The organism is Rhodococcus sp. SJ-3 (genome assembly GCF_051918125.1).
In the GTDB taxonomy this organism is placed as follows: Bacteria; Actinomycetota; Actinomycetes; order Mycobacteriales; family Mycobacteriaceae; genus Rhodococcus.
This window is the reverse complement of record NZ_CM123306.1, coordinates 3861705-3886932: the sequence shown is the minus strand read 5'-3', so window position 1 is coordinate 3886932 and position 25228 is coordinate 3861705. Positions and strand designations below refer to the sequence as shown.

Below are 25228 nucleotides of genomic sequence, written 5' to 3'. Positions count from 1 at the left end.
CCTTATGCCTGACATCCCTCGCTCTCCTGGACAGGAGAGTGCCGTCGACTATTCGGCGCTTCCCGGGCCGGGCGGAAGCAGATCCAAGATGCCCGCTCTCGATGCGCGGGCGTGGACGCTGAAGGTGGCGCTCTCCCAGCGCCCGTGGAGCTTCGTGGCGTCGGCAGGCATGGCAGCCTCGTTCGTCTGCAACGGTCTGACGCCGGTCGTGGTGGGCAAGGCCGTGGACGAAGCCATCGCCACCTCGTCACTCCACCGGCTGGGTTTCTGGATCCTGATGCTGGGCTGCCTCTTCGTGGTCGCCATCGGCGTGAACTGGGTTGCGCGTTTCATGCTGATCCGAAGTCAGCAACTGGTCAGTCATGACCTGCGCACCATGGTCACCGACCGCATCCAGGATCCGCGTGGGTTCGCCGGTCGCGAGCGCACCGCCGGCGGCTTGCTGTCGATCGCATCGTCCGACACCAACCGGGTCGGTGACATCGTCATGATGACGGTCATGCCGGTGGCCGAGGCTGCAGCCATCACCTACGGCGCCATCATGATGTTCACCATCAATCCCTGGCTGAGCCTGGCAACCCTCATCGGCGGGCCCCTCCTCGTGGTCGTTGCGCTCGCAGTGGCCCGGCCGCTGCAGAGCCGTTCGGTGGCACGTCAACACGCAATCGCGCAGGCCGCGGCGACCGCCACAGATGTGGTCCAAGGGCTCCGCATCCTCAAGGGGCTGGGCGCGATCGTCACTGTCCGGAATCGCTATGACGAGGTCTCGGACATCGCCTATCGCAAGACCGTTCGCGCCAACGGGGCCGAGGCGAGCCTCAATGGTGCCACCGAGGCAGCGGGGGCGATCTTCGTCTCCGCCCTCGGCATCGCCACCGGCGCGCTCGCGCTCAACGGGCATGTGACCATCGGTGAACTCATCACGGTCGTGGGCCTGACCCAATTCCTCATCACTCCGATGACGATGTTCGGAAGAAACCTCGCCTCGCGCTGGGCGTCGGCCGAGGCATCCGGACGGCGGATCCGAGAGGTTCTCGGGGCGGATTTCGAACGCACCACCGAGGTCGACGCCGCCAGGGCCACCCGATTCATCGAGTCCCTGCCTACCGGTCTCACCTCGGTACGCGGCACCGATCACGATGTGATCGCCCAACTCGAGTCGCTGCCCCGCAGCAGAGTGATCGTCGTCCCGCACGCGGCCGACCTGTTCGACGGCAGCGTCGCCGACAACGTCTACTCCGACCGAGCCATCGCGGAAGAAGCACTCCGAGTCGCCTGTTGCGACGACATCCCGGAGGGCCCCGACAAACGCGTCGGAGAGAACGGACGCATGCTCTCCGGCGGTCAGCGCCAGCGCGTGGCTCTGGCGCGCGCCCTCGCCTTCGATCCCGAGGTCCTCGTATTGCAGGATCCGACCACCGCCGTCGACTCGGTGACGGAGCAGAACATTGCCGAGCGAGCGTCCCGTCACCGGGCGGGCAAGATCACCCTTGTCTTCAGCGAGGCACCTGCATGGAACGCTGTCGCCGCCAACCACCTGAGTGCGGAGGATCTGAAGGCCACAACCGAGGAACTACTGGCAGGGGCCACCGCATGAGGTCGCCGACAAGCCCGACCCCACCCGTCAAGGCCGACACCACCCTTCGATTCCCCCTGGCCACCCTGAGTCAGGTACGGCGCGAGGTAGCGCATCAGTTGGGGCGGGTCCGCCACGCGAAGCCGTTGTTCCTGCTCGCACTCGTGCTGCTCGGCCTCGGCGCCTACGCCGGAGTGCTGGTGCCGCAGCTGATGGGCCGGATCGTGGACGTTGTGATGGGCGATATCCAGCAATCGCTGTGGCCGATCGGCGCAGGCCTGATGTCGGCGGCGATCGCCGGCGCGGTCATGAGCGCCTGCGGTTTCTATCTGGTGGCCCGGCTGTCGGAGCGCGTGATCGCGAACCTCCGCCAGGACATGGTCGGCACCGCCCTCGGGCTGCCCACTCACCGAGTCGAGGATGCAGGCACAGGTGACCTCGTCAGTCGTTCCACCGATGACGTCGCCGAATTGTCGGCTGCCGTCACCGAGACCGTACCGACGCTCTCCACCTCGTTGTTCACGGTCATTGCCACCGTCATCGCCCTGTTCACGCTGGACTGGCAGTTCCTGATCATCCCGGTCATCGTCGCGCCGGTGTACTACATTGCCGCGCGCCTCTACCTCAGTAAGGCTCCCGCACGCTACGCCGACGAACGCGCGGCAATGGCCGAGCGCGCCCGCCGCGTTCTGGAGGCCATCCGGGGCCGAGCGACAGTGCGTGCGTTCTCGATGGAAGACCGCATGCACACCGAGATCGGGAACGCCTCGTGGAGCGTGGTCCGCAAAGGGATCAGGGCACGCACCACCATGCTCGGCCTCAACGCCTGGATGCTCGGTGCCGAGTTCCTCATGTTGACGACCGCGCTGTCGATGGGATATCACCTGGTGTCCACGGGCGTCCTCACCGTAGGTGCCGTGACCGGTGCGGTCCTCATGATCATCCGGCTGCGCGGTCCCTTGAACACGTTCATGCGCGTGCTCGACGTCGTACAGTCCGGGTATGCCTCACTGGCGCGTGTCGTGGGAGTGGTGACGGACCCACCGGTGCCGGTACCCGACAGCGGTGTCGATGCTCCGCAGGGTCGCGTCGAGCTGCGCGACGTCAGCTTCGGCTACGGCGATTCCTGGGCGGTACGCAATATCGACGTCACCATCGGCCCGGGCGAGACGGTCGCCGTTGTCGGCGCATCCGGAGCCGGAAAGACCACGGTGGCAGCGCTTGTGGCGGGACTGCGAGTACCCGATGCCGGTGTGGTGCTCGTCGACGACCGCCCCGTGTCGTCGCTGTCCGACCGTGAGCGCATCGCCCGTCTCGCCATGGTCAGCCAGGAAGTGCACGTCTTCTCCGGAACCCTGCGCCAGGACATGACTCTCGCCAAGCCCGATGCCACCGACGCAGAGCTCCTTGCGGCACTCGATCTGGTTCATGCGCGCCCGTGGTTCGACCGGCTCCCCGAAGGTCTCGACACGGTGGTCGGTGCACGGGGCATCCAGCTCGATCCGGTGGCCGCGCAACAGCTCGCACTGGCTCGCGTCCTGCTTCTCGACCCGGCCGTCGTCATCATGGACGAGGCAACCGCCGAGGCCGGCTCTGCCGGGGCGGGGGCGTTGGAAGATGCCGCCGACGAAGTGACCCGTGGTCGTTCCGCCTTGGTGGTGGCGCACCGCTTGGACCAGGCCTCACGTGCCGACAACATCCTCGTCATGGACTCGGGTCAGGTTGTGGAGCAGGGCACCCATGGCCAGTTGCTCGCTCGTGGCGGGATCTATCACGGATTGTGGTCCGCGTGGACTGCCGGTCGGCAGGAGACCGACGACGTGCGCGCGGAGAAAGTGCACGCGTACCGCGACTAGTTCGCACGAGGGGGTGGTTGTGTGCGTGTTTGCCATCGGACTCGCACATGACCTCCCCCTCGTCGCAACGGGTGCGGTACGTCAATGACGCTAGACGTTGAACCGGAACTCCACCACGTCGCCGTCGGCCATCACGTAGTCCTTGCCCTCCATGCGGACCTTGCCCTTGGCCTTCGCCTCGGCCATCGATCCGGCCGCGTCGAGATCCGCAAACGATACGATCTCGGCCTTGATGAAGCCCCGCTCGAAGTCGGAGTGGATGACACCCGCCGCCTGCGGCGCGGTCGCGCCCTGCGGGATGGTCCAGGCGCGCGCTTCCTTGGGTCCCGCAGTGAGGTAGGTCTGCAGACCGAGGGTGTGGAAGCCGACGCGCGCGAGCGAATCGAGTCCGGCTTCGTCCTGGCCGATCGAGTCGAGCAGTTCCTGCGCTTCGTCGGGTTCGAGTTCGATGAGCTCCGACTCGACCTTCGCGTCGAGGAACACGCAGTCGGCGGGCGCCACGGCCGCGCGCAGTTCCTGCTTCTTCGCGTCATCGGTGAGTACCGACTCGTCGGCGTTGAACACGTAGAGGAACGGCTTGGTCGTCATGAGGTTGAGCTCACGCAGCAAGCCGAAATCGAGGGTGTCCTTCTTCGAGAACAGAGTGGCACCCTCGTCGAGCACGGCCTGCGCTTTGAGCGCTTCCTCGTGCTGCGGCTTGAGTTCCTTGTTCTTCTTCGCTTCCTTCTCGAGGCGTGGCACAGCCTTCTCGAGGGTCTGAATATCGGCGAGGATGAGTTCGGTCTCGATGATCTCGATATCGCCGAGCGGGTCGACGCGACCGTCGACGTGGACGACGTCGTCGTCGGCGAACACGCGCACGACCTGGCAGATTGCGTCGGCTTCGCGAATGTTGGCGAGGAACTTGTTACCGAGCCCCGCGCCTTCGGACGCGCCCTTGACGATGCCCGCGATATCTACGAACGACACGGTGGCGGGAAGGATTCGCTGCGAACTGAAGATCTCGGCGAGCCGATTGAGCCGCGGATCAGGCAGTTCGACGACACCGACGTTCGGCTCGATCGTCGCGAACGGGTAGTTCGCGGCGAGCACATCGTTCTTGGTCAGCGCGTTGAAGAGCGTCGACTTGCCGACGTTGGGAAGTCCGACGATTCCGAGGGTAAGGCTCACAGGATCAAGAGTCTACGTGGTCGTCGCGGTGACCATTCATCCGCACGCCACACGCACCAGTTGCGCGATGCGGGCCGCCTGATCTTCGGTGGGGACCGCCGAGCCGTTGGCCGCGAGTTCTCCAACTTTCGCGTTCACCTCGGCATCGTCGGCGCCGTCTTCGATCAGCGGGCAGGTTTCGGTGACGATCGTTTCGATCGACTGGGTCTCGCGGTCGGCCGACAGGTTCGGATATGCGGCACGGAATGCAGTGACGAATGCACCGAGTTTGGCGTCGTCGAACCAGCCTCCGGCACGCTCTGCCGCGCTGGACGCGGCGCTCTGCACGGACGAGGCCGCCCCCTCCACACGCTCCTGAGCGGATGTGACAGCGACGTCCACCGAGGAGCGCACACCCTCGGAAGTGGCCGAGTCGTCCTCGCCACAAGCGCTGAGGGCTGCGGCACATGCGAGGGCCATGACCACATACATCACTCTGCGGGGACGGGATGTGTCGATGCGCAAGGACATATGTCGAGAATGCCACGCGTTCGTGCTGGACACGGGCGTATCCGACAAACCTGCATCCCACGGCAGATCCGGCACGGTGGCCGTAGATTGGCGAATATCGATCGAGGCGATCAACACATGCGCGCGGAAGGACCACCGTTGAGCGAGGCGAAGAACACCTCCGACCACAAGGCAGGCGACAAAGCTGCGAAGCCGGATCGCGGGACCCTACTGGGCGTCGGTGGAATCTGGTTGGCGAAGTGGTCGGGCTGCCTCGTTCTCATCGCCGCCGCGGCTGTAGTGCTCGGCTGGGTCATCGAGAAGATGTGGGTGATCATCCTGCCGGTGGCCCTGGCAATCGTCGTCTCGACGATCCTGTGGCCGCCGACCCGCGGGATGACCAGACGTGGGGTTCCGCCCGCCGCAGCAGCCGGGCTGACTCTCGTGCTGTTCTTCGCGATCGTCGCCGGGATCATCGCCGGCATCGTCCCCTCCGTGGTGGCACAGGTTCCCGACCTTGCGAACAAGGCCACCGAGGGCATCAACACCGTGCAGGACTGGGTACAGGGCCCGCCGATCAACCTGCAGGACGAACAGCTCGACAACGCAGTGCACGTCGTCGTCGAACGTCTACAGGGCAGTGCCGCCTCGATTGCCGGCGGCGTGTTCTCCGGGGTGAGCACGGCAGGATCACTGCTGGTGACTCTGGCTCTGGTACTTGTGCTGACGTTCTTCTTCATCAAGGACGGGCCGCGGTTCTTGCCGTGGCTGCACTCGGTCAGTGGTCGCAGGGCAGGCCGTCACCTCGAAGAAGTACTCGAGCGGATGTGGGCCACCCTCGGCGGATTCATCCGCACCCAGGCGTTGGTGAGCTTCATCGATGCATTGTTCATCGGCATCGGCCTCGTCATCCTGGGGGTCCCGCTCGCCCCGGTACTCGCGATCCTGACGTTCATCGGTGGGTTCATTCCGATCGTCGGTGCGTTCGTCGCAGGCGCACTCGCGGTATTGGTCGCCCTGGTCGCAAACGGGTTCACCACAGCAGTGATCGTGTTGATCCTGATCATCGCGGTGCAGCAGATCGAGGGCAACGTACTGCAACCGGTGCTGCAGTCCAAGAGCATGAAATTGCACGCCGTAGTTGTGCTGCTCGCCGTGACGGCCGGCTCGTCATTGTTCGGGATCATCGGCGCCTTCCTGGCTGTCCCGGTCGCGGCAGTCGGCGCGGTGGTCATCCGCTACATCGGCGAACAGATCGACGCACGATCGGTGGAGCGCGAAGACGGCGAGAACGAGGACGAGGAGGACAGGAAGGCCTTGCCTGCGCCGGGAGACACTTCCGCGCCCGACCCGAACTCGTCGTCCCCCAACCCGTAAGTACCGCTCAACCCGCCACCTGCACGGTGGAGCCGGTGCGACCACGCAACACGTGCAGGCGGCTCGGAATTCGTTGCCGCAGTTCGTCGACGTGGCTGACCACACCCACTACCCGCCCACCGGCACGCAGCTCGTCGAGGACCCCCATCACCGCATCGAGTGCGTCGGCGTCGAGAGTGCCGAAACCCTCGTCGATGAACATGGTGTCGATCACCACTCCGCCGGCCTCGGCTGCGACGACATCCGCGAGCCCGAGTGCCAGCGCCAGGGATGCCTGGAACGATTCGCCACCCGACAGCGTCTTGGTGGACCGCACCGAACCCGTGTATTCGTCGTGGATGTCGAGGCCGAGCCCGCCTCGCTTGCCGTGGCTACCTGCAGCGTCACTGTGCACGAATTCGTAGCGGCCACCGGACATCCTGCGCAGCCGCTCGGACGCCGCCTCCGCCACCTCTTCGAGGCGTGCAGCGAGCACATAGGAACGCAACGACATTCTGCGGGTGTTCGCCCCTCCACCGGCGACGACGTCGGCAAGTGCCGTGAGTTCGGCCTGCTCGTCGCGCAGCGGCACCAGCGCCTCGTAGGCCCGCTCTAGACGGCTCGCGTAGGACGCGATGTCGGCGTGACGACGGTGCGCCTCGGTCGCGGCAGCGAGCGCGGATTCGAGTGCCGCAGCACCGGAGTCGACCACCCCGCGCGCTGCCTCGACATCGGCGACCTCGTTGCCGGTGAGAGCATCGATCTCCGGTTCGGCGAGCACGGCGGCGACGATCGCCTTGCGGTTCTCGGCATCGCGGATCTCGTAATCGATCTCCGCGATTCTCGACGCGGGACGCAGCGCGGCACGCGCGTGCGCCAGGTCGGCGAATCCGCCGTCGGTTGCGGCGGCCTCCGCTTCACGAGCGCGTTGCTGCGCAACCGAACGCACCTGAACCACCCTGAGCCTGGCATCGAGCCACGCGGTGGCAGCGCGCACCAGAGCGGCGAGGTGCTCCCGCTTGACCGACAACGATTCACTGCCGTCGACTGCCGCAGCGATACGACAGCCGATCTCCTCGGCCTCCGATGCGAGTACCGCATCGTCGCGGGCGATGGTTGCCAGTACGGTCTCCGCCTCCCGCTCTCGGGCCTGCAGAGCAAGGTCGCGTTCGTGAAGATCGGCGACCGCGCGGCGACGACCCTCCAGCTGCGTTGCCGCAGACTCAGCCGTGTCGTGCGCCCGTACGGCGTCGGCGTGCGCCGCGGCCGACTCGTCTTCACAAGAGTCGCCGCTGCGTTGCCGCAGGATCGCCACCGCGCTGGCGGCATCTCCGACCGCCGCACGCACCTCGGTGAGCGCCTTCGCTGCTCGCCGCTCTGCGGCATGGGCGTTCTCTTCGTCGTCCTCGGTCGCGGCGTCGGGTTCGGGCCGTGCCGGCGACGGATGTGCGACCGCTCCGCACACCTCGCAGGGATCGCCGTCGACCAGCCTGGCAGCCAGTTCCGCCGCCATACCGGCGATTCGGCGAGCGCGAACATCGAGCAGGGCCTCGTGCGCCAGATTGTGATCCGTATGGCGCTGCGCAGCCGTCTTCTCGAGTTGGTGAAGTTCTGCACTGCGCGAGCGCAATTCACGAGCAGCAGCAAGCGCGTCGGCGGCGCGGTCGCGGGCATCGCGCAACCCCGGGAGCGACGCTGCAGCCTTCTCCGATTCGGCGACCGCGGCCGCTGCCTCCGTCACCATAATGGGCAGCGCAGCACGTTCCGCAACAACCCCTTCGAGTTCTGCAGCGGCGGTCTGCCGTTTTCCCTCCAAAGTCTCACGGCGCGAGACGATCTCGGAAAGACGCCGCTGCTGATCGATCAGGGCGTCGAGTCCGGTCACCTCACTCGACCACTGCTCGCAGCGGGGACGGATCAGCGCGCGGTCTGATTCGTCGGGCGGCCCGGGCACCTCGCCGAGTAGGCCGCGTCCCTCGACCGACCTTGCGAGAACCGATGCAGTGGAGTCGAGTTCGGCCTGGGCAGCTGCCGATTCAGCGGCAGCGCCCGCGGCTTCACGATCGAGGACCGCCACCAGTTGCGCACGACGCGCTGCGTCACGTTCGGCGAGAATCGCGGTGCGCTCCGGCTCGGTGACGTCGAGCCGGGCTCGGTCCGCGAGTGCTTCGCCGCGTCGCCGGATTCGGTCTGCCAGCGCGACCGCGTGGTCGAGTGCGGCGCGGTTGACACGATCGGTGTCGCGGGCATCGGCGTGCACCACCTCGGCCGAATCCCGGACGTCGGCTGCATCGGCGAGCAACCTGCGGGCCCATTCAACCGGTTCGGCGTCGGCTCCGGCCTCGATCCCGGCGGCTGCGGCCACCTTCGCTGCGAGTACGTCGACGGCCTTCTGCTGTTCGGCGAGCGCTTTCGCGCCGGACCCGCGGCGCTCGCGGAACCATTGCTCGACGTCACCGAATCTGGTGGTGTCGAACAGTCGCTCGAGAAGTTTGCCGCGCTCATCGCTGGGCGCCCGCAGAAATTTCGCGAATTCACCCTGCGGCAGCAACACGACCTGGAAGAACTGTTCGGCGCTCATCCCGAGCAGCCCCTTGACCACGTCGCCGATCTCGGGGATGCGCGACAGGTTCTCCCCAGTGCCGTCGAGCCACAACAGGGTGGCTTTCGCCTGCTGCTTGACGGTGCCGACCCCGCGCTTCTTCGGGCGCTCGAATTCGGGACTGCGCTCGATGCGTAGTCGCCGACCGCCGATCGTCGCCTCGAGGCAGACTTTCGGTGCGGCACCCGCGGGCGCGTGGTCGGACAGCAACCTACGCCCGTCGGCGCGGGCGCCGGGCACCGTGCCGTAGAGCGCGAACGCGACGGCATCGAGGATCGACGTCTTCCCCGCACCGGTCTGTCCGTGCAGGAGGAACAAGCCGTCGGCGCCGAGATCGTCGAAGTCGACGGCGACGGTGTCGGCGAACGGCCCGAAGGCGGTGATCTCGATCGAGTGCAATCTCATGCCGGTACGTCCACCCGCTGGTCGCGACCGGAGTCGTCGCCCCGCGACTCGTTGCCGATGCCGCGGCGGCGATCATCGTCGCGGAGGGCCTGTTCGAACCATTCCGTTTCGCGGGGGGACGGCTCGGAGCGGACGTCGGTGAGGAACGACGAGGCGATCTCGAGGTCGGTGCGGCCTCGGACCTTCTCCCGGTAGCTGCCGTCGGATCCCGACGCGGGGCGTTCCCACTGAACGTGCACAGCATGCGGAAATCGCTCCTGCAGCCGTCGCATCGCGTCGACGGGACGGGCCCGGTCGGTCAGGACAGCAGCGACATAGTGGTCCTCCGCGGCCTCGTGAGCCGAATCCGCGAGCAGATCGTCGAGATCGCCGGTGAGCTGGGTCAGCTCGCGCACCACGGGCAGGTCGACGCGGTCGGCGGAGACGAGGCCGTTCTCGTCGAGGTCGACGAGCCACACCGCCTTGCGATGAGAGCGCTCACCGAACGAATAGGGCAGCAGCGACCCCGAATACCGGACGTGTTCGGACACCGTCTGCGGCGAATGCAGGTGCCCGAGCGCAACATAGTCGGCGCCGTCGAAAGTGACCGCGGACACGGTCTCGACACCACCGACCGAAATCGACCGCTCCGACTCCGTCGGCTCCCCGCCCACGACGAACGCGTGCGCCAGCACCACGGTGCGGACGCCGCGCTCGGCGGCGTCGGTCTGTACCCGGGCCATGGCGGCGTCGAGGATCTCCTGATGCGACCGCGCACCGGGGACGCCGAGCTCGGCACGGGTGATCTCCGGCTCCAGATACGGGATGCCGTAGAACGCCACCGGCCCGTGCTCGTCGTTCAGCACCACGGGCCGGTCGACCTGCGAGACCCGCGTGATCAGGTGCAGTCCTCCGTGCACAGCAAACGCGGCACCCGCGCCGAGACGCACGGGCGAGTCGTGGTTGCCGGAGGTAGCGACGATCACTGCACCGGCGGCACGAATGGCCTCGAGCCCGGCATTGCACACTGCGACGGCGTCGGCACTGGGGATGGAGCGGTCGTAGATGTCGCCCGGCACCACCACCACGTCCACCCCACGCTCCGCGACGAGTTCTGCGACGGCGGTGAGCGCGGCGGCCTGGTCGGCGAGCAGGTCGACACCGTGGAAGGTGCGACCGATGTGCCAGTCGGAGGTGTGCAGGATCCGCATGTCGTCAGACGGTAGAGGAAGACACCGACACGCTCGGGTTCCGGGTAACTGTCACGGCGGTGCGGCATCATGCGGCTCATGTCAGCTCTCACAGCTCTGGGTCTCGTCGTCGCACTCGCCCTCGGGGTGGTGCTCGGCTGGCTGCTGCACGCATCGCGCAGCGGCGACCGCGCAGCGCGTGCCGAGGCGAAACTCGCTGCCCTCGAGGCCAACGAATCACAGTTGCGGCAATCGTTGAGCGCGGTGAACGAGGATGCCGCGCGGCGGCATTCCGGGGCCGTCGGTGAACAGGTATCGCGGCTGGTCGGGCCCCTGCACGAGGCAGTCGGGGCGCTGTCCAAACAGGTCGAGAACGTCGAGCGGAGCCGGATCCACGCGTATGCGGGCCTGACCGAGCAAGTGGAAGGGATGCACCGCGCCTCCCAGTCGCTGTCGACGCAGACCCAGCAACTCGTCACTGCACTGCGAGCGCCGCAGGTACGCGGCAGGTGGGGCGAGATCCAGCTGGAGCGGGTCGTCGAGCTGGCCGGGATGGTGCGGCACTGCGACTTCGACACGCAGGTGTCGAAGGAGGGCGTACGCCCCGACCTGTTGGTCTACCTCGCAGGCGGCAAACAGATCGTGGTGGACGCCAAGGTGCCGTTCGCTGCCTATCTCGACGCGGCGCAGGAGGAGGACCCGGCACAGCGCGAACGACATCTGACCCGGCACGCACGCCAGTTACGCACCCACATCGACCAGCTTTCCGCGAAGTCGTACTGGGAGTCGTTCGATCCGACGCCGGAGTTCGTGGTGCTGTTCGTACCGGGCGACCCGTTCCTCGATGCAGCCCTCGGCGCCGACTCGGATCTGCTTGAGTACGCGTTCGCGCGAAACGTGATCCTCGCCACCCCGACCACGCTCGTCGCTCTGCTGCGCACGATCGCCTTCACATGGCGACAAGAGGCCCTGTCGCGGGACGCCGCGACCATCCACAGGCTGGGTAGAGAGCTGTATCAGCGCCTCGGCACGGTGGGCGATCACCTCGATCGGCTCGGCGGGCAATTGGGCAAAGCAGTCGATTCGTTCAACCTCACGGTGTCGTCGATGGAGGCACGGGTGGGAGTCACCGCCCGAAAGCTCAATGAGCTGGAACTTTTCGATGGCGACGTTCCCGAGATCCGGCGCGTCGACTCGTGGCCGCGACGCAGCACACTCACAGAAACTGCGGAATCCGACGGTCCTGTCGACGAAGCAAGCTGATTCTGTCGGGTTACTGTTTACCTTGTGTCTGCATCCCAACGCGCTCGCTCGGCAGTGCCGCTCGATATGCGGTCGTTGGTCCCGTCGCTTCCCGGTGTCCCCTGGTGGGGTGCACCACTCATCGCTGTCGGTGTCACCCTTGTCGGGCTGCTGATCGATGCGACCGGCGGCGACCAGCTGACGTCCACATTCACTGTCTTCTATGTCCTCGGATGCATCGCGGCCGTTGCCGCGGTCCGCTATCGCGGATTGTTCACCGCGATGGCCCAGCCGCCGTTGTTGCTGCTGCTGGCTGTGCCGATCGGTCAGGAAATCCTGGCTTCGGGCAGCACGAGCGGACTCAAGGAATTGGCCTTGAATGTCGCATATCCACTGGTCAATCGGTTCCCGGCCATGTTGCTGGCGACCGTGGCGGTGTTGGTGATCGGTGCTGCACGGATCTTCCTCGCCAAGCAGAACGTCGGTGTTCGCGCGCGCGCCCCGCGGTCCCGTCGAGCGGCGCCTGCGCGCAGTGCCGCAACCGCACGCCGACGCAGTACCGCGAAGCGTCCCGTACCGGAGGAACCGAATCCGGCCGAGGCTCCTCGCAAGGCTTCCTCGCCGCGCACCTCCGCAGTGCGCGGCCCCTCGGCACGCGCGGAGCAGGCAGAACCGCCGAGGGCGAAGGCCTCGGTCCGCGACGTCGCCGATTCACGCGGCCGTGCGGCAGCACCGCGACGGCGAAGCACCCCGCCCCCGGCCAGCGACCCGGTGGCGCGCGCAACACCTGCGCCGCGCCGTGGCGATATCGATCCGAGGCGCGACGCCCCTCAACGGCGACGACCCCGACCTGAGGAAGCCTCCCTCCGCACACCACAGCCCACACCCATGGCCGGTGCTCCGAGGCAGGTCCCCGGGTACCGGCCACCGGTGGTGCGCTACCGGGATCGCGTCGACGACTGAGTTGCGCGATGTCCGCTCAGCGGCGGGCGTCCCGCAGCTCGCGCGGCAGCGCGAACACGAGGGTCTCGTTGGCGGTGGTCACCGACTGCACACTGTGGAATCCGTGCTCGTCCAGTAGATCGATCACGCCACGCACGAGGATCTCCGGCACGGATGCACCCGAGGTGATACCGATCGTCTCGACGCCGTCGAGCCATGCGGGGTCGACCTCGCGGGCGTAGTCCACCAGGTGCGCGGCCTTCGCGCCCGCACCGAGCGCGACCTCCACCAGGCGGACCGAATTCGAGGAGTTCCGAGAGCCGACCACTATCACCAGGTCGCATTCGGGTGCCATCGCCTTGACCGCGACCTGACGATTCTGCGTGGCATAGCAGATGTCGTCGCTCGGCGGATCCTGCAACTGCGGGAACTTCTCGCGCAACCGCTGCACGGTGGTCATCGTCTCGTCGACACTCAGGGTGGTCTGCGAAAGCCAGATCACCTTCGACGGGTCTCGTACCGTCACGGCATCGACCGCGTCGGGGCCGTCGACGAGCTGAACGTGGTCGGGGGCCTCTCCTGCAGTACCTTCGACCTCCTCGTGGCCTTCGTGGCCGATGAGCAGGATGTCGAAATCGTCGCGGGCGAAACGCTTCGCTTCCTGGTGCACCTTCGTCACCAGCGGGCAGGTCGCGTCGATCGTGTGGAGGTTGCGGACGGCCGCGGCCTCGTGCACCGCGGGCGAGACGCCGTGCGCCGAGAACACGAGGACCGACCCCTCCGGGACCTCGTCGGTCTCGTCGACGAACACGACACCTTGCTCGGCAAGGGTCTCCACGACGTGCCGATTGTGCACAATCTCTTTACGGACGTAGATCGGAGCACCGTGCTTCTCGAGAGACTTCTCGACGGTCTCCACTGCACGGTCCACACCGGCGCAGTATCCTCTCGGCTCGGCGAGAAGGACGCGCTTCCCCGGCGCCGATGTGCCGGGTGACCGTGTGATTCCTACTTCGAGCGGGACAGGCGCAGACATGTCTCCAGAGTACGGGCCGAGCGGTCACACCGACCCGCTCGGCTACCAAAGACACCGATCGTGAGGCAGGGTGAGGGAATGATCCGTCCACCGTTCATGGCACGGGTGGCCGCCGGCGTGGCCGTCACCGCGTACGAAGAAACTCTCCGACTTCCGAGTACTGCAGTTGCGCTCCCGATGACCACGGTAAGTCAGATCCTGCAGACCGCGATGCGGATGCAGCAAGTGATGACCGGCCTGGCGATCAAGGGCGATCAGCTTTTCGAGGTGTTCGCGTCGTCGCCTTCCGAGGAACCCGAGTGGGCAGTGTTCGACGAGGACAAAGAGCCTCTCACCAGCACAGAGGAGCCCGCGAAGCAGGTCGATACCGCGGCCCCGGCCACACCGGGGGCGTCGGCGTCCGGCCGCTTCGCGCTGTACTCGGTGCCGCCGGGTGAGGCTGCGGGCAGGCCTGCCGCGGCCCCCGCCTCGACGGAGGCGCCCGCCACCGCCCCCGCACCATCCGCTTCGTCCACCGCCGAGTCGAAGGCTCCCGCTGCTGCCGGGGCGAAGAAAGCGCCTGCGAAGAAGGCGGCCGCCAAGAAGGCCCCTGCGAAGAAGGCCTCGGCCCCGCGCCCCTCCGCCGCGAAGGCGGCTGTGACGAAAACCTCACCGGCGAAGAAGTCGGCGGCCGCGAAGTCCGCGTCGAAGTCGGCACCCGCCTCGGCGGCCAAGCCGACGCAGCCGGCCGAGATCGCCGAGTACCTCGACTACGGCACGTTGACCCTCGCGCAGCTGCGTGCTCGTCTCCGCACGTTGTCGGTCGAGGACCTCACCGCGCTCCTCGCCTACGAGAACGCGAATGCCGGGCGCGCTCCGTTCGTCACGATGCTGTCCAACCGGATCTCCAGCGCCGAACGCAAGTGAGCACAGGTCAGACCGGTGGTCGCACCAACTCGGCGGAGAACCCGTGGCCGGTGCGCACCGTGTCACAGAAGATCTCCGGTTGGATCGACAAACTCGGCACCGTATGGGTGGAGGGGCAGCTCACCCAGATCAACGCCCGGCCGGGGACCCGGACTGCGTTCTTGACCCTGCGCGACCCGTCGGTGGACATGTCGTTGCAGCTCACCTGCGACCCGCAGCTGCTTCGCGCATCCGAGGTGCCGCTCACCGAGGGCGCCAGCGTCGTGGTGTTCGGCAAGATCACGTTCTGGCCGGGTCGCGGCAGCCTGGCGTTGCGGATCACCGAGATCCGCCCCGTCGGAATCGGCGAACTTCTCGCACGCCTCGAACGTCTACGCAAACTTCTCGCCGCGGAAGGTCTTTTCGATCAGCGGCTCAAGCGCCCGTTGCCGTTCCTGCCCCGGCGCGTCGGGCTGATCACCGGCCGGGCCAGCGCCGCCGAACGCGACGTGTTGTCGGTCGCGGAGCGACGGTGGCCCGCCGTGCAGTTCGACGTGCGCAACACCCCGGTGCAGGGGCCGACCGCGGTGCCGCAGATCCTCGAAGCGCTCGCCGCGCTGGACAAGGATCCCGACGTGGATGTGATCATCCTCGCGCGCGGCGGTGGTAGCCCCGAAGATCTGCTGCCGTTCTCCGACGAAGCTCTGTGCCGCGCAATCGTCGCGTGCACGACGCCCGTCGTCAGTGCGATCGGGCACGAACCGGACACCCCGCTGTCCGATTACGTCGCGGACCTTCGGGCCGCGACACCCACCGACGCTGCGAAGTGTGTCGTGCCGGACGCCGTCGCCGAACAGGATCTCGTCGACGAACTCCGGTCACGAGCTGCCGGTGCCCTGAGGAACTGGGTGCGACGGGAAGAACACGTGATCGCACAGCTGCGCGACCGGCCCGTGTTGGCCGATCCGGCCGCCGCACTCGATCGGCGTACGGACGAGATCGAACGACTCCGGGTGGCCGCGCGCCGCGACATTTCGCGGGCGATCACGTCCGAGGCAACGACCGTCGAACATCTGCGTGCACGCCTGTCCACACTCGGACCTGCGGCAACACTCGCTCGCGGCTACGCCGTGGTGCAGCGGGTCGTGGCCGACGGCGATCCCGAGGTGGTGCGGTCGGTCGACGATGCCCCGCCGGGCACACAGCTGCGAGTGCGAGTGGGTGACGGTGCGGTGCGAGCCGTCGTCATGGGACGAGAGAAGTGAAGGATCACGCTGTGAGCGACACGAATTCCGACGTTGCCGAACTCGGCTACGAACGCGCGCGCGATGAGCTCGCGAACGTCGTCAAGATGCTCGAGCAGGGCGGGCTGGATCTGGACGATTCACTCGCGTTGTGGGAGCGGGGTGAGGCACTGGCCAAGCGGTGCGAGCAACATCTTGCCGGCGCACGTCAGCGGGTCGAGAACGCCCTCGCGCACGCCGACGACGAGTACGACGACAGCGACGAAGACTAACCGGTCAGGGCTCCAGCGGCTCGGCAACTCCGACCGCGGTGGCGAGTTCGGTGAACTCTTCGTCGGTGCCCGAACCACCGACCAGGATGCGGACGTCGCCGAAGTCCGATACCCACAGCGCTTCGACGCCTTCGCCCCCGTAGACGGTCCAGTCCCGGGTGCCGATCTGCTGCGCGCCGGTGACGCGACGCGATTCGCCTGCCACGAACCGGACGAGTTCGTCCTCGCCCGCGTCGGACTGCGTGAAGCGCACGTAGCGTCCTCCGGCGGTGACGAACCCCACGGTGCTCGAATCGCCGCCTTCGCTTCCGGAGATGATGCTGCGACTCCCCGAGTTGGACTGCCAGCCCTCCGGAACTTCGGGGTGCCGGATCGGGAAGCCGAGTTCCTTCGCGTCGTACTTCAGGCCTGCATCGAGATCGAAGGTCGGTACCGGACCCGCAGTCGGCCCCCCGGGGCTGAAGGAGCACTGGCTCGCGACTCCGGCAATGACCAGCATTGCGACAACCAGCGGAATCAGCGACCAGGCCATATCGCGGGTGTCGTTCAGGATGCGAGGTTTCTTGGGAGCCACGTAACCAGTCTGACAGCCCACGCCGAGGTGCGGTGCGCCCGCCCTGGGTCCGACACGTCATCGAGGCCCGGGTGATGAGACAATGACCACGCGATACACCCATCCGCTCGTGCGGCCCCGATCCCGGCGGCCACATCTGCGCCGGCGCCACTCGAGCGTCGACCGACTTTCATCAGGAGGCAGTAGCCCATGACGGCCAGCACCCCACAGCGCCGCGAAGCTCCCGACCGCAACCTCGCGCTCGAACTGGTGCGCGTCACCGAGGCCGCAGCGATGGCAGCAGGCCGCTGGGTCGGACGCGGCGACAAGGAGGGCGGCGATGGAGCCGCCGTCGATGCCATGCGCCACATGGTGAGTTCGGTGTCGATGCAGGGCGTCGTCGTGATCGGTGAGGGCGAGAAGGATGAAGCGCCCATGCTCTACAACGGCGAGGAAGTCGGCAACGGCGACGGACCGCTGTGCGATGTCGCTGTGGATCCGATCGACGGCACCACGCTCATGTCGAAGGGCGCGCCCGGCGCGATCGCAGTCCTCGCAGTCGCTGAACGCGGCGCCATGTTCGACCCGTCGGCCGTGTTCTACATGGAGAAGATCGCGGTCGGTCCCGAGGCAGCGGATGTCATCGATATCACCGTCCCCGTCGCGGAGAACATCCGCCGCGTGGCGAAGGCCAAGAGCATTGCGATCCCGGACCTGACGGTCACGATCCTCGATCGCGAGCGTCACGCAGGCATCATCGGCGAGGTGCGCGAGGCGGGGGCCCGCATCCGATTGATCTCCGACGGCGACGTTGCCGGCGCCATCGCCGCGGCACGGCCCGGCTCGGGTGTCGACATGCTGCTCGGTATCGGTGGCACCCCCGAGGGCATCATCGCTGCGGCCGCCATGCGGTGCATGGGTGGCGCGCTGCAGGGCCGGCTCGCCCCGAAGGACGACGACGAGCGCCAGAAGGCCATCGACGCAGGACACGACCTCGACCGCGTGCTGACCACGACCGACCTGGTGACCGGCGAGAACATCTTCTTCTGCGCGACCGGTGTCACCGACGGCGAATTGCTGCGCGGTGTCCGGTACACCCCGGGTGGAGCCGAAACGCAGTCGATCGTGATGCGCAGCAAGTCCGGCACCGTCCGCATGGTCGAGGCCTATCACCGCCTCAAGAAGCTCGGCGAGTTCTCGTCGATCGATTTCCAGGGCGTCGACGGCGCCGCGCCGCCGCTGCCGTGACCTGACAGGCCTCCGTGGGGTGCAGGAACGTTTTCTTGCACCCCACAGATGTGCTCGGCGGGCCTACCGTGGACGGCATGACCGACACTTCCGAGCAGTCTTCCCCTCAGTACCGCATCGAGCACGACACCATGGGCGAGGTCCGGGTCCCGGTCGACGCCCTCTGGCGCGCACAGACCCAGCGCGCCGTAGAGAATTTCCCGATCTCCGGACGCGGCCTCGACCGCGCGCAGATCCGCGCTCTCGGACTTCTCAAAGCCGCATGTGCACAGGTCAACAAGGATCTCGGCCTTCTCGACGCCGAGAAGGCGGATGCGATCATCGCCGCTGCCCGCGAGATCGCCGACGGCAAGCACGACGACCAGTTCCCGATCGACGTGTTCCAAACCGGTTCGGGCACAAGCTCGAACATGAACACCAATGAAGTCATTGCGTCGATCGCCGCGCAGGCCGGCGTCACCGTTCACCCGAACGACCACGTCAACATGTCGCAGTCGTCGAACGACACATTCCCCACCGCAACACATGTCGCCGCCTCCGAAGCGGCCGTCGCCGATCTCGTTCCGGCACTGGGGCAATTGCAGAGCGCGCTCAGCGACAAGGCCACCGAGTGGCGCACTGTCGTCAAATCCGGCCGTACGCACCTGATGGACGCCGTACCCGTCACTCTCGGTCAGGAATTCGGTGGATACGCACGCCAGATCGAAGCGGGGATCGAGCGGGTGCAGGCCACATTGCCGCGCCTCGGCGAACTGCCCATCGGCGGGACCGCCGTCGGTACCGGACTCAACGCCCCGGACGACTTCGGGCCGCGGGTGGTCGCCGAACTCGTCGAGGCCACCGGTGTCGATGCGCTGACACCCGCCCGGAACCGGTTCGAAGCGCAGGCCGCGCGGGATGGTCTCGTCGAGGTATCCGGAGCGTTGCGCACGATCGCGGTGTCGCTTACCAAGATCGCGAACGATGTTCGCTGGATGGGGTCGGGTCCGTTGACGGGGCTTGCCGAGATCCAGCTACCCGATCTGCAGCCCGGAAGCTCCATCATGCCGGGGAAGGTCAACCCTGTTCTGCCCGAAGCGGTTACGCAGGTCGCGGCACAGGTCGTCGGTAACGACGCCGCGGTCGCATGGGGAGGCGCAGCGGGTGCATTCGAACTCAACGTCTACATCCCGATGATGGCGCGGAACGTGCTGGAGTCGATTCGGCTGCTCGCCAACGTCTCGCGGCTTTTCGCGGACCGGTGCATCGCGGGCCTGGTCGCGAATGTCGAGCATCTGCGCACCCTCGCCGAGTCGTCACCGTCGATCGTGACCCCGTTGAACTCGGCGATCGGCTACGAGGAGGCTGCCGCAGTCGCCAAGGAAGCCTTGAAGGAGCGCAAGACCATCCGGCAGACGGTGATCGATCGCGGACTCATCGGCGAGCAACTCAGTGAGGACGAGCTCGACCGTCGCCTCGATGTTCTCGCGATGGCGAAGGTCGAACCCGAACGGTGATGCCCGACCCCGGCCCCATGCTCCGGGGCCGGGGATGGCGTCAGTCCATCACCACCTCGGTCTGGCCGTCGATGTAGGTGATATGGCCGTTCTCGAAGTCGCTCTGCAGACCCCCGTCGATAGGATGCTCATCGCTGACCGGGAAACCTAGTTCGCCGCCTGCCCCGTCTTCCGCCTCCCACGCCACGCGGATCTCGCCCCACACGATGTGGGCGTCGGTGTCCGGACTCCACGCGATGATGCCTCCGTCGAATTCGGCGATGTTGCCGTCGCCGACGTCCTCCTGGTTTCCGGTTGCCATGCCGAGCGGACTGGACTCACCGCCGACCTCGTTGTATTTGGCGAGGATCTGACCGCTCAGCTCGACCGATTCGCCGTCCGGTCCGGGTACCGCGCTGGTCTGCTCGTCAGCAGGCTCGGTGCCGGTCTCTTCCGCACCCTCGGTTCCTTCGTCGCCGGTGGTCTCCTCAGCGCCGGTGGTTTCATCAGAGCCCTGCACCTCGGACGCCACACTTTCGGCTGCGGACTCGACGGCGCTCGTAGCGCTACCGACAACATCTTCTGCACTGGTGTCGTCGCCGCAGGCCGAGGCGACCAGGCCGACGGCAGCGAGCGCAGCCACTGTAGTTGCCATTCGACGGTTGATTCGGTTCATGGATCTTCTCCTGTCGGACTTCCCGCACCGGTGGTCACGCACGGGATAGGACAAGCGGACGCCCCGAACGTAACCGCGCGGAACCGGTGTTCGTAGCCATTCGACCTGGATAAGTCCACTTTCTTCGAAGTGAACCGATTCATGGCGTCCCTGCAGATCGATTCGATTCCGAGAAGGTCGTTCTCGTCGACACGCCGGGAACGACGCCGTACCATCCCCGCAATCGACAAAAGGGGGAGCACATGAATGCCATCGCCACGACACCGACCACACCCGACACCGCCATCACGGTGGTCAGGGAGTTCCTCGAGGCCCTTGCCGAAAGCCGGCCACGCGACGCCACCCGCCACATGGATGACGACATGTCGTGGCACAACACCTCGCTGCCCACCCTGCGTGGCGCTCGGAGGATCGGCTCCGTGCTGGCGGGCCTCGAGAAGCAGTCGCTCGGTTTCGATGTGGTGGTACACCATATCGCCGCCGAAAGCGCCGAGGTCGTGCTCACCGAACGCACCGACGTGCTCCGCTTCGGCCGCATCGAGATCGTCTTCCCGGTGTGCGGCACGTTCGAACTACGCGACGGACGCATCGTTGTCTGGCGCGACCATTTCGATGTTCTCGGATTCCTCGGTGCGACCGCGCTCGGTCTCGTCCGGGCCGCGGTCCGCCGGCCGTAAACTCTCTGCGGCGACCGAACGGTTCGGTGGCCATCGAACAGGGAGCATTGACATGTCCGACGCCGAGTACAGCCCTGGGTTCGAAGCGGGACTCGAGATCCGGCGCGAAGTCATGGGAGACGACTTCGTCGAGCGAGCCTTCGACCGCGCGCGAGGCACCGATTCCGAGGAAATCCAGGAGTTCGTCACCGAACATGCCTGGGGCGCAGTGTGGTCGAGGCCCGGCCTCGACCGCCGTAGCCGAAGCCTGCTCAATCTCGGCATGCTCATCGCGCTGCGCGCCGAGAACGAGCTGCGCGGTCACGTACGAGGCGCACTGCGCAACGGCTTGACCCGCACCGAGATCGTCGAATCCGTGATCCATTGCAGCGCCTACTGTGGCGCCCCCGCGGCGCTCGCCGCGATGCGTGTCGTTCAGGAAGTACTCGAGACCGAACTCGGCGCCCTCCCCGACTCCGAATAGCGCACTCGCACATGGCCGAACGTCACCTTCGGCTATCTCAGCGTACTGAAGGTGACGTTCGGCCGACACATCAAGCGCCCGGCGCGAACTCCTCGAGCATCTCGGTCACGAGCGCCGCGATCGGCGACCGCTCGCTGCGGGTCAGCGTGATGTGCGCGAACAGTGGGTGCCCCTTGAGCTTCTCGATCACCGCTGCCACACCGTCGTACCGCCCGACACGGAGGTTGTCGCGCTGCGCGACATCGTGGGTGAGCACCACCCGCGACCCGGTACCGAGCCGCGACAGCACCGTCAGCAGCACATTGCGTTCGAGAGACTGCGCCTCGTCGACGATCACGAACGAGTCGTGCAGCGACCGCCCGCGAATATGGGTGAGCGGCAATACTTCCAGCATCCCTCTCGCGATGACCTCCTCCATCACCTGCGGGCTCGCGAGCCCCTCGAGGGTGTCGAACACTGCCTGTCCCCAGGGGTTCATCTTCTCGGCCTCGGTCCCGGGGAGATAGCCCAGTTCCTGACCGCCGACGGCGTAGAGAGGCCGGAACACGACGACCTTGCGGTGGGACCGCTTCTCGAGCACCGCCTCGAGGCCCGCTGTCAGCGCAAGTGCCGACTTGCCGGTTCCCGCCTTACCCCCGAGTGACACGATGCCGACGGATTCGTCGAGCAACAGATCGAGTGCGACGCGCTGCTCGGCCGAGCGGCCGTGCAGACCGAATGCCTCGCGGTCACCGCGGACCAGCTGCACCTGCTTGTCCGCGGTAACGCGGCCGAGTGCGCTCGAGGATCCGCCGAGAAGCCGGATACCGGTGTGACACGGAAGATCCCGGGCCGCTTCGAGATCGACGACGCCCGCCGCGAACAACTCGTCGATCAGCGCCTTGTCCACTTCGAGTTCGGACATGCCGCTCCAGCCGGAGGTGACCACGTCCTGTGCGTGGTATTCGTCCGCGGTCAGGCCGACCGCACCGGCCTTGACCCGCAGCGGTGTGTCCTTGCTGACGAGCACCACATCGCGACCCTCCGCCGCCAGATTCATCGCGCACGCGAGAATTCTCGAGTCGTTCGAATCGGTGCGGAAACCGGAGGGCAGGACCATCTGATCGGTGTGGTTGAGCTCCACGTGCAGCATTCCACCGGACTCGCCGACCGGGATGGGGCGGTCGAGGCGACCGTGGCGCTGCCGCAGGTCGTCGAGCAACCGCAGTGACTCCCGCGCAAACCACCCGAGTTCGTGGTGGTGGCGCTTGCCTTCGAGCTCGCCGATCACCACCAGGGGCAGTACGACCTCGTGTTCGGCGAATCTCGTGACCGCCCACGGATCGGAGAGCAGGACGGAAGTATCCAGCACGTAGGTGCGTACGGCTGGAACGGAGCGTGTTGCGTTCACGTGAGGCTCCTCGACCTGCGCGGCACCGCGCAGATTGTTCGGTGGCCGGTCGTTCCCTGGTGGTCCTCACGGACACGAGGGCCGGGTGCCGGCCCCTCGCTCGGACTGTTCTGCCGCACGATCAGGGACCTCCCGCGTAGCCGGCACTGCGCCGCCTACACCCTCGACGCTAACCCCGATACGACCGGTTCGCTGGGTACCGGCAAGGCGTGTCGGTGAAGTTCGGATGAACCGCAGTTGTCCGTCTGCGCGGCATCACGAGAGCGTCGCGGCCAACTGCCCGTCGTGAGGCACGTTGCGGTGGGCCGTCGCTTCGAGCGCGCCGATGATCGCGTCGGTCGTTTCGACCCTGCCGACCCGCTTGGCAACGTATTCGAGAGCCATCACGTGCTCGTCGCGAGAGAAGTCGGCGGTGCCGTCGACCACCATGAACGGAGCAACGTCGCTCATGAAGGCATCGGCGGCACTGAGCATGCAACCCATGTGCGCGTAGACCCCGGTGACGATCAGCTGGTCACGGCCGTAGTGCGCGAGCAGCTGCCGAAAATCGGTGCGCTGGAAAGCGGAGTACCGCCACTTGGTGACCTGGATGTCGGAGGTGTCCGGGGTCAGCTCATCGATCACCTCGGTGTCGCGGCCTGCGGTCAGGCCGGTGCCCCAGAAGTCGGCGAGGATGCCTCGGCGGGACGGGTGCTGATCGCCCGGCTGCATCGTGTAGACCACGGGCACTCCGGCAGCCTTGCAGGCCTCGCGGATACGAACGATGTTGGGAACCACGACGGACAGCGGCTCGGCGTCCGGCCGGTAGGCGTCGATGAAGTACTTCTGCATGTCGTGGATCAGCAGGACGGAACGCGAGGCGTCGAGCGCCCACTCCACTCTGGCGTCCGGGAGCTCGTCGCGGGTGGGCATCGAGTACGGGGAAATGGCGGGAATGGCCATGCGGCATAGTCCTTCTGGTCTCAGGGCACAAAAGTTGTCGCGAACATTGCGGCCATGAACACGGCCCCAACGGAGCATAGGCTACCCTAATGACCGCTCCGAGATGGGTGTCGGACACGCACGAGCCGAACGACATACGACGTGAGCCCGGTCCGCACCCATACAGGTGCGGACCGGGCTCACGACAAGCACAGGTCGAGACCGGAACCCCGGCCTGGACGACTCAGATCAGGGGCCAGTCCTCCAGTCCCTGGTAGAGCGGGATGTCCTGCGCCAGCTTGCTCACCCGGGCGCGCAGCGCGTCGAGATCGGCGCCACCGATGAGCGTCTGCGCGATGATGTCGGCGACCTCGGTGAACTGCTCGTCGCCGAAGCCGCGGGTTGCGAGCGCCGGGGTACCGATGCGCAGGCCGGAGGTGGTCATCGGCGGGCGCGGATCGAACGGCACCGCATTGCGGTTGACGGTGATGCCGACCTCGTGCAGCGCGTCCTCACCCTGCTGTCCGTCGAGCTGCGAGTTGCGCAGGTCGACGAGAACCAGGTGGACGTCGGTGCCGCCGGTCAGGACCGAGATGCCCTTGTCGGCCACATCGGCCTGCGACAGCCGCTCGGCGAGGATGCGGGCACCCGACAGCGTGCGCTGCTGGCGGTCCTTGAACTCCTCGCCCGCGGCGATCTTCAGCGCGACGGCCTTCGCGGCGATCGCGTGCATGAGCGGACCGCCCTGCTGGCCGGGGAAGACCGCCGAGTTGAGCTTCTTGGCCCACTCCTTCTTGGCCAGGATCAGACCGGAACGGGGGCCACCCAGGGTCTTGTGCACCGTGGTCGACACGACGTCGGCATACGGCACGGGCGACGGGTGCAGACCCGCAGCAACCAGACCTGCGAAGTGAGCCATGTCGACCCACAGGTAGGCCCCGACCTCATCGGCGATCGCGCGGAACGCCGCGAAATCCTCGTGCCGCGGGTACGCCGACCAGCCCGCGACGATGACCTTCGGCTTCTCCCGAAGCGCGATGTCGCGGACCTCGTCCATGTCGATGCGGTGATCGTCCTTGCTGACCCCGTAGGACGCCACGTCGTACAACTTGCCGGAGAAGTTGAGCTTCATGCCGTGCGTGAGATGACCGCCGTGCGCGAGATCGAGACCGAGGAGCTTCTCCCCCGGCGTCATGAGCGCCATCAGCACAGCCGCGTTGGCCTGCGCGCCCGAGTGCGGCTGAACGTTTGCGAACTCGGCGCCGAACAGTTCCTTCGCGCGGTTGCGGGCGAGGTCCTCGATGACATCGACGTGCTCGCAGCCACCGTAGTAGCGGCGACCGGGGTAGCCCTCGGCGTACTTGTTGGTCAGGACGCTGCCCTGGGCCTGCAGGACCGCACGCGGCACGAAGTTCTCCGACGCGATCATCTCGAGGGTGTCGCGCTGACGAGACAACTCACCGGCCATCGCCTGCGCGACCTCCGGGTCGAGATCGGCGAGCGAAGCGGTGTTGACGTCAGTGCCGGGCACAGTTGTCATCGAGGATTCTCCAAGCTGAGGACGGCAGGATACGGCGTCCA

General features: G+C 66.7%; 22 protein-coding genes. 12 read left to right on the top strand and 10 right to left on the bottom strand.

What is annotated here, in order from left to right:
- Nucleotides 1–4: 4 nt before the first annotated feature.
- Both ACTDXD_RS18115 and ACTDXD_RS18110 read left to right on the top strand, forming a co-directional pair.
- The gene (locus ACTDXD_RS18115; RefSeq protein ID WP_440123677.1) at nucleotides 5–1597 is read left to right on the top strand and encodes an ABC transporter transmembrane domain-containing protein; all 1593 of its coding nucleotides are present in this window, start codon (nucleotides 5–7) and stop codon (nucleotides 1595–1597) included.
- On the top strand, nucleotides 1594–3432 hold the full coding sequence (locus ACTDXD_RS18110) for an ABC transporter ATP-binding protein (RefSeq protein WP_440123676.1): 1839 nt from the start codon (nucleotides 1594–1596) through the stop codon (nucleotides 3430–3432). The genes ACTDXD_RS18115 and ACTDXD_RS18110 overlap by 4 nt, the downstream gene beginning before the upstream one ends.
- A gap of 90 nt (nucleotides 3433–3522) precedes the next feature.
- On the opposite strand, the gene ychF is transcribed toward ACTDXD_RS18110, so the two are convergent.
- On the bottom strand, nucleotides 3523–4602 hold the full coding sequence (gene ychF / locus ACTDXD_RS18105; RefSeq protein ID WP_440123675.1) for a redox-regulated ATPase YchF: 1080 nt from the start codon (nucleotides 4600–4602) through the stop codon (nucleotides 3523–3525).
- Between the two features lie 36 nt (nucleotides 4603–4638).
- A complete protein-coding gene (locus ACTDXD_RS18100; protein WP_440123674.1) occupies nucleotides 4639–5112 on the bottom strand; it encodes a hypothetical protein in 474 nt (157 codons plus the stop codon).
- 117 nt (nucleotides 5113–5229) lie between these two features.
- Here ACTDXD_RS18100 and ACTDXD_RS18095 point away from each other — a divergent pair, with 117 nt between their 5' ends.
- Nucleotides 5230–6468 (top strand): AI-2E family transporter, encoded by a 1239-nt coding sequence (locus tag ACTDXD_RS18095; RefSeq protein WP_440123673.1) that lies wholly within the window; start codon nucleotides 5230–5232, stop codon nucleotides 6466–6468.
- A 7-nt stretch (nucleotides 6469–6475) separates the two neighbouring features.
- On the opposite strand, the gene ACTDXD_RS18090 is transcribed toward ACTDXD_RS18095, so the two are convergent.
- Both ACTDXD_RS18090 and ACTDXD_RS18085 read right to left on the bottom strand, forming a co-directional pair.
- Nucleotides 6476–9454: an AAA family ATPase gene (locus tag ACTDXD_RS18090; RefSeq protein ID WP_440123672.1), complete on the bottom strand. Its 2979-nt coding sequence runs from the start codon at nucleotides 9452–9454 to the stop codon at nucleotides 6476–6478.
- A complete protein-coding gene (locus ACTDXD_RS18085; protein ID WP_440123671.1) occupies nucleotides 9451–10644 on the bottom strand; it encodes an exonuclease SbcCD subunit D in 1194 nt (397 codons plus the stop codon). Before ACTDXD_RS18085 ends, ACTDXD_RS18090 begins: the two co-directional genes overlap by 4 nt.
- 78 nt (nucleotides 10645–10722) lie before the next feature.
- On the opposite strand from ACTDXD_RS18085, the gene ACTDXD_RS18080 reads away from it, so the two are divergent.
- Nucleotides 10723–11886, top strand: coding sequence for a DNA recombination protein RmuC (locus tag ACTDXD_RS18080; protein WP_440123670.1), 1164 nt, complete (start codon nucleotides 10723–10725; stop codon nucleotides 11884–11886).
- Nucleotides 11887–11910: 24 nt separating this feature from the next.
- Complete coding sequence (locus ACTDXD_RS18075; protein WP_440123669.1) at nucleotides 11911–12828, top strand: DUF6542 domain-containing protein; 918 nt, start codon at nucleotides 11911–11913, stop codon at nucleotides 12826–12828.
- Nucleotides 12829–12844: 16 nt separating this feature from the next.
- Here ACTDXD_RS18075 and ACTDXD_RS18070 read toward each other — a convergent pair whose 3' ends face one another.
- Nucleotides 12845–13843, bottom strand: a complete 999-nt coding sequence (locus ACTDXD_RS18070; RefSeq protein WP_440123668.1) for a 4-hydroxy-3-methylbut-2-enyl diphosphate reductase — start codon at nucleotides 13841–13843, stop codon at nucleotides 12845–12847.
- A gap of 78 nt (nucleotides 13844–13921) precedes the next feature.
- Here ACTDXD_RS18070 and ACTDXD_RS18065 point away from each other — a divergent pair, with 78 nt between their 5' ends.
- Genes ACTDXD_RS18065 through ACTDXD_RS18055 form a run of 3 tightly spaced genes read left to right on the top strand, consistent with a single transcriptional unit; the run spans nucleotide 13922 to nucleotide 16244 of the window.
- Nucleotides 13922–14749, top strand: coding sequence for a lipid droplet-associated protein (locus ACTDXD_RS18065; RefSeq protein WP_440123667.1), 828 nt, complete (start codon nucleotides 13922–13924; stop codon nucleotides 14747–14749).
- A complete protein-coding gene (xseA, locus tag ACTDXD_RS18060; protein WP_440123666.1) occupies nucleotides 14746–15993 on the top strand; it encodes an exodeoxyribonuclease VII large subunit in 1248 nt (415 codons plus the stop codon). Before ACTDXD_RS18065 ends, xseA begins: the two co-directional genes overlap by 4 nt.
- A gap of 11 nt (nucleotides 15994–16004) precedes the next feature.
- Nucleotides 16005–16244 (top strand): exodeoxyribonuclease VII small subunit, encoded by a 240-nt coding sequence (locus ACTDXD_RS18055; protein WP_440123665.1) that lies wholly within the window; start codon nucleotides 16005–16007, stop codon nucleotides 16242–16244.
- A gap of 4 nt (nucleotides 16245–16248) precedes the next feature.
- Here ACTDXD_RS18055 and ACTDXD_RS18050 read toward each other — a convergent pair whose 3' ends face one another.
- Nucleotides 16249–16818, bottom strand: coding sequence for a DUF4245 domain-containing protein (locus ACTDXD_RS18050; protein ID WP_440123664.1), 570 nt, complete (start codon nucleotides 16816–16818; stop codon nucleotides 16249–16251).
- Nucleotides 16819–17007: 189 nt separating this feature from the next.
- Here ACTDXD_RS18050 and glpX point away from each other — a divergent pair, with 189 nt between their 5' ends.
- On the top strand, nucleotides 17008–18045 hold the full coding sequence (gene glpX / locus ACTDXD_RS18045) for a class II fructose-bisphosphatase (protein WP_440123663.1): 1038 nt from the start codon (nucleotides 17008–17010) through the stop codon (nucleotides 18043–18045).
- 77 nt (nucleotides 18046–18122) lie between these two features.
- Nucleotides 18123–19541, top strand: a complete 1419-nt coding sequence (locus tag ACTDXD_RS18040) for a class II fumarate hydratase (RefSeq protein WP_440123662.1) — start codon at nucleotides 18123–18125, stop codon at nucleotides 19539–19541.
- Nucleotides 19542–19581: 40 nt separating this feature from the next.
- Here ACTDXD_RS18040 and ACTDXD_RS18035 read toward each other — a convergent pair whose 3' ends face one another.
- The gene (locus ACTDXD_RS18035) at nucleotides 19582–20196 is read right to left on the bottom strand and encodes an LGFP repeat-containing protein (RefSeq protein ID WP_440123661.1); all 615 of its coding nucleotides are present in this window, start codon (nucleotides 20194–20196) and stop codon (nucleotides 19582–19584) included.
- Nucleotides 20197–20438: 242 nt separating this feature from the next.
- Between ACTDXD_RS18035 and ACTDXD_RS18030 the strand changes: the two genes are divergently transcribed.
- Together ACTDXD_RS18030 and ACTDXD_RS18025 are read left to right on the top strand one after the other, a co-directional pair.
- Entirely contained in the window at nucleotides 20439–20873 is a 435-nt protein-coding gene (locus tag ACTDXD_RS18030) for a limonene-1,2-epoxide hydrolase family protein (RefSeq protein ID WP_440123660.1), read from the top strand.
- 52 nt (nucleotides 20874–20925) lie between these two features.
- Complete coding sequence (locus tag ACTDXD_RS18025; protein WP_440123659.1) at nucleotides 20926–21336, top strand: carboxymuconolactone decarboxylase family protein; 411 nt, start codon at nucleotides 20926–20928, stop codon at nucleotides 21334–21336.
- Between the two features lie 70 nt (nucleotides 21337–21406).
- On the opposite strand, the gene ACTDXD_RS18020 is transcribed toward ACTDXD_RS18025, so the two are convergent.
- From ACTDXD_RS18020 to glyA, 3 genes are all read right to left on the bottom strand, one after another.
- Entirely contained in the window at nucleotides 21407–22726 is a 1320-nt protein-coding gene (locus ACTDXD_RS18020; protein ID WP_440123658.1) for a PhoH family protein, read from the bottom strand.
- A 255-nt stretch (nucleotides 22727–22981) separates the two neighbouring features.
- Nucleotides 22982–23668 (bottom strand): isochorismatase family protein, encoded by a 687-nt coding sequence (locus ACTDXD_RS18015; RefSeq protein WP_440123657.1) that lies wholly within the window; start codon nucleotides 23666–23668, stop codon nucleotides 22982–22984.
- Between the two features lie 223 nt (nucleotides 23669–23891).
- Nucleotides 23892–25187, bottom strand: a complete 1296-nt coding sequence (gene glyA, locus ACTDXD_RS18010) for a serine hydroxymethyltransferase (protein ID WP_440123656.1) — start codon at nucleotides 25185–25187, stop codon at nucleotides 23892–23894.
- Nucleotides 25188–25228: the final 41 nt, after the last annotated feature.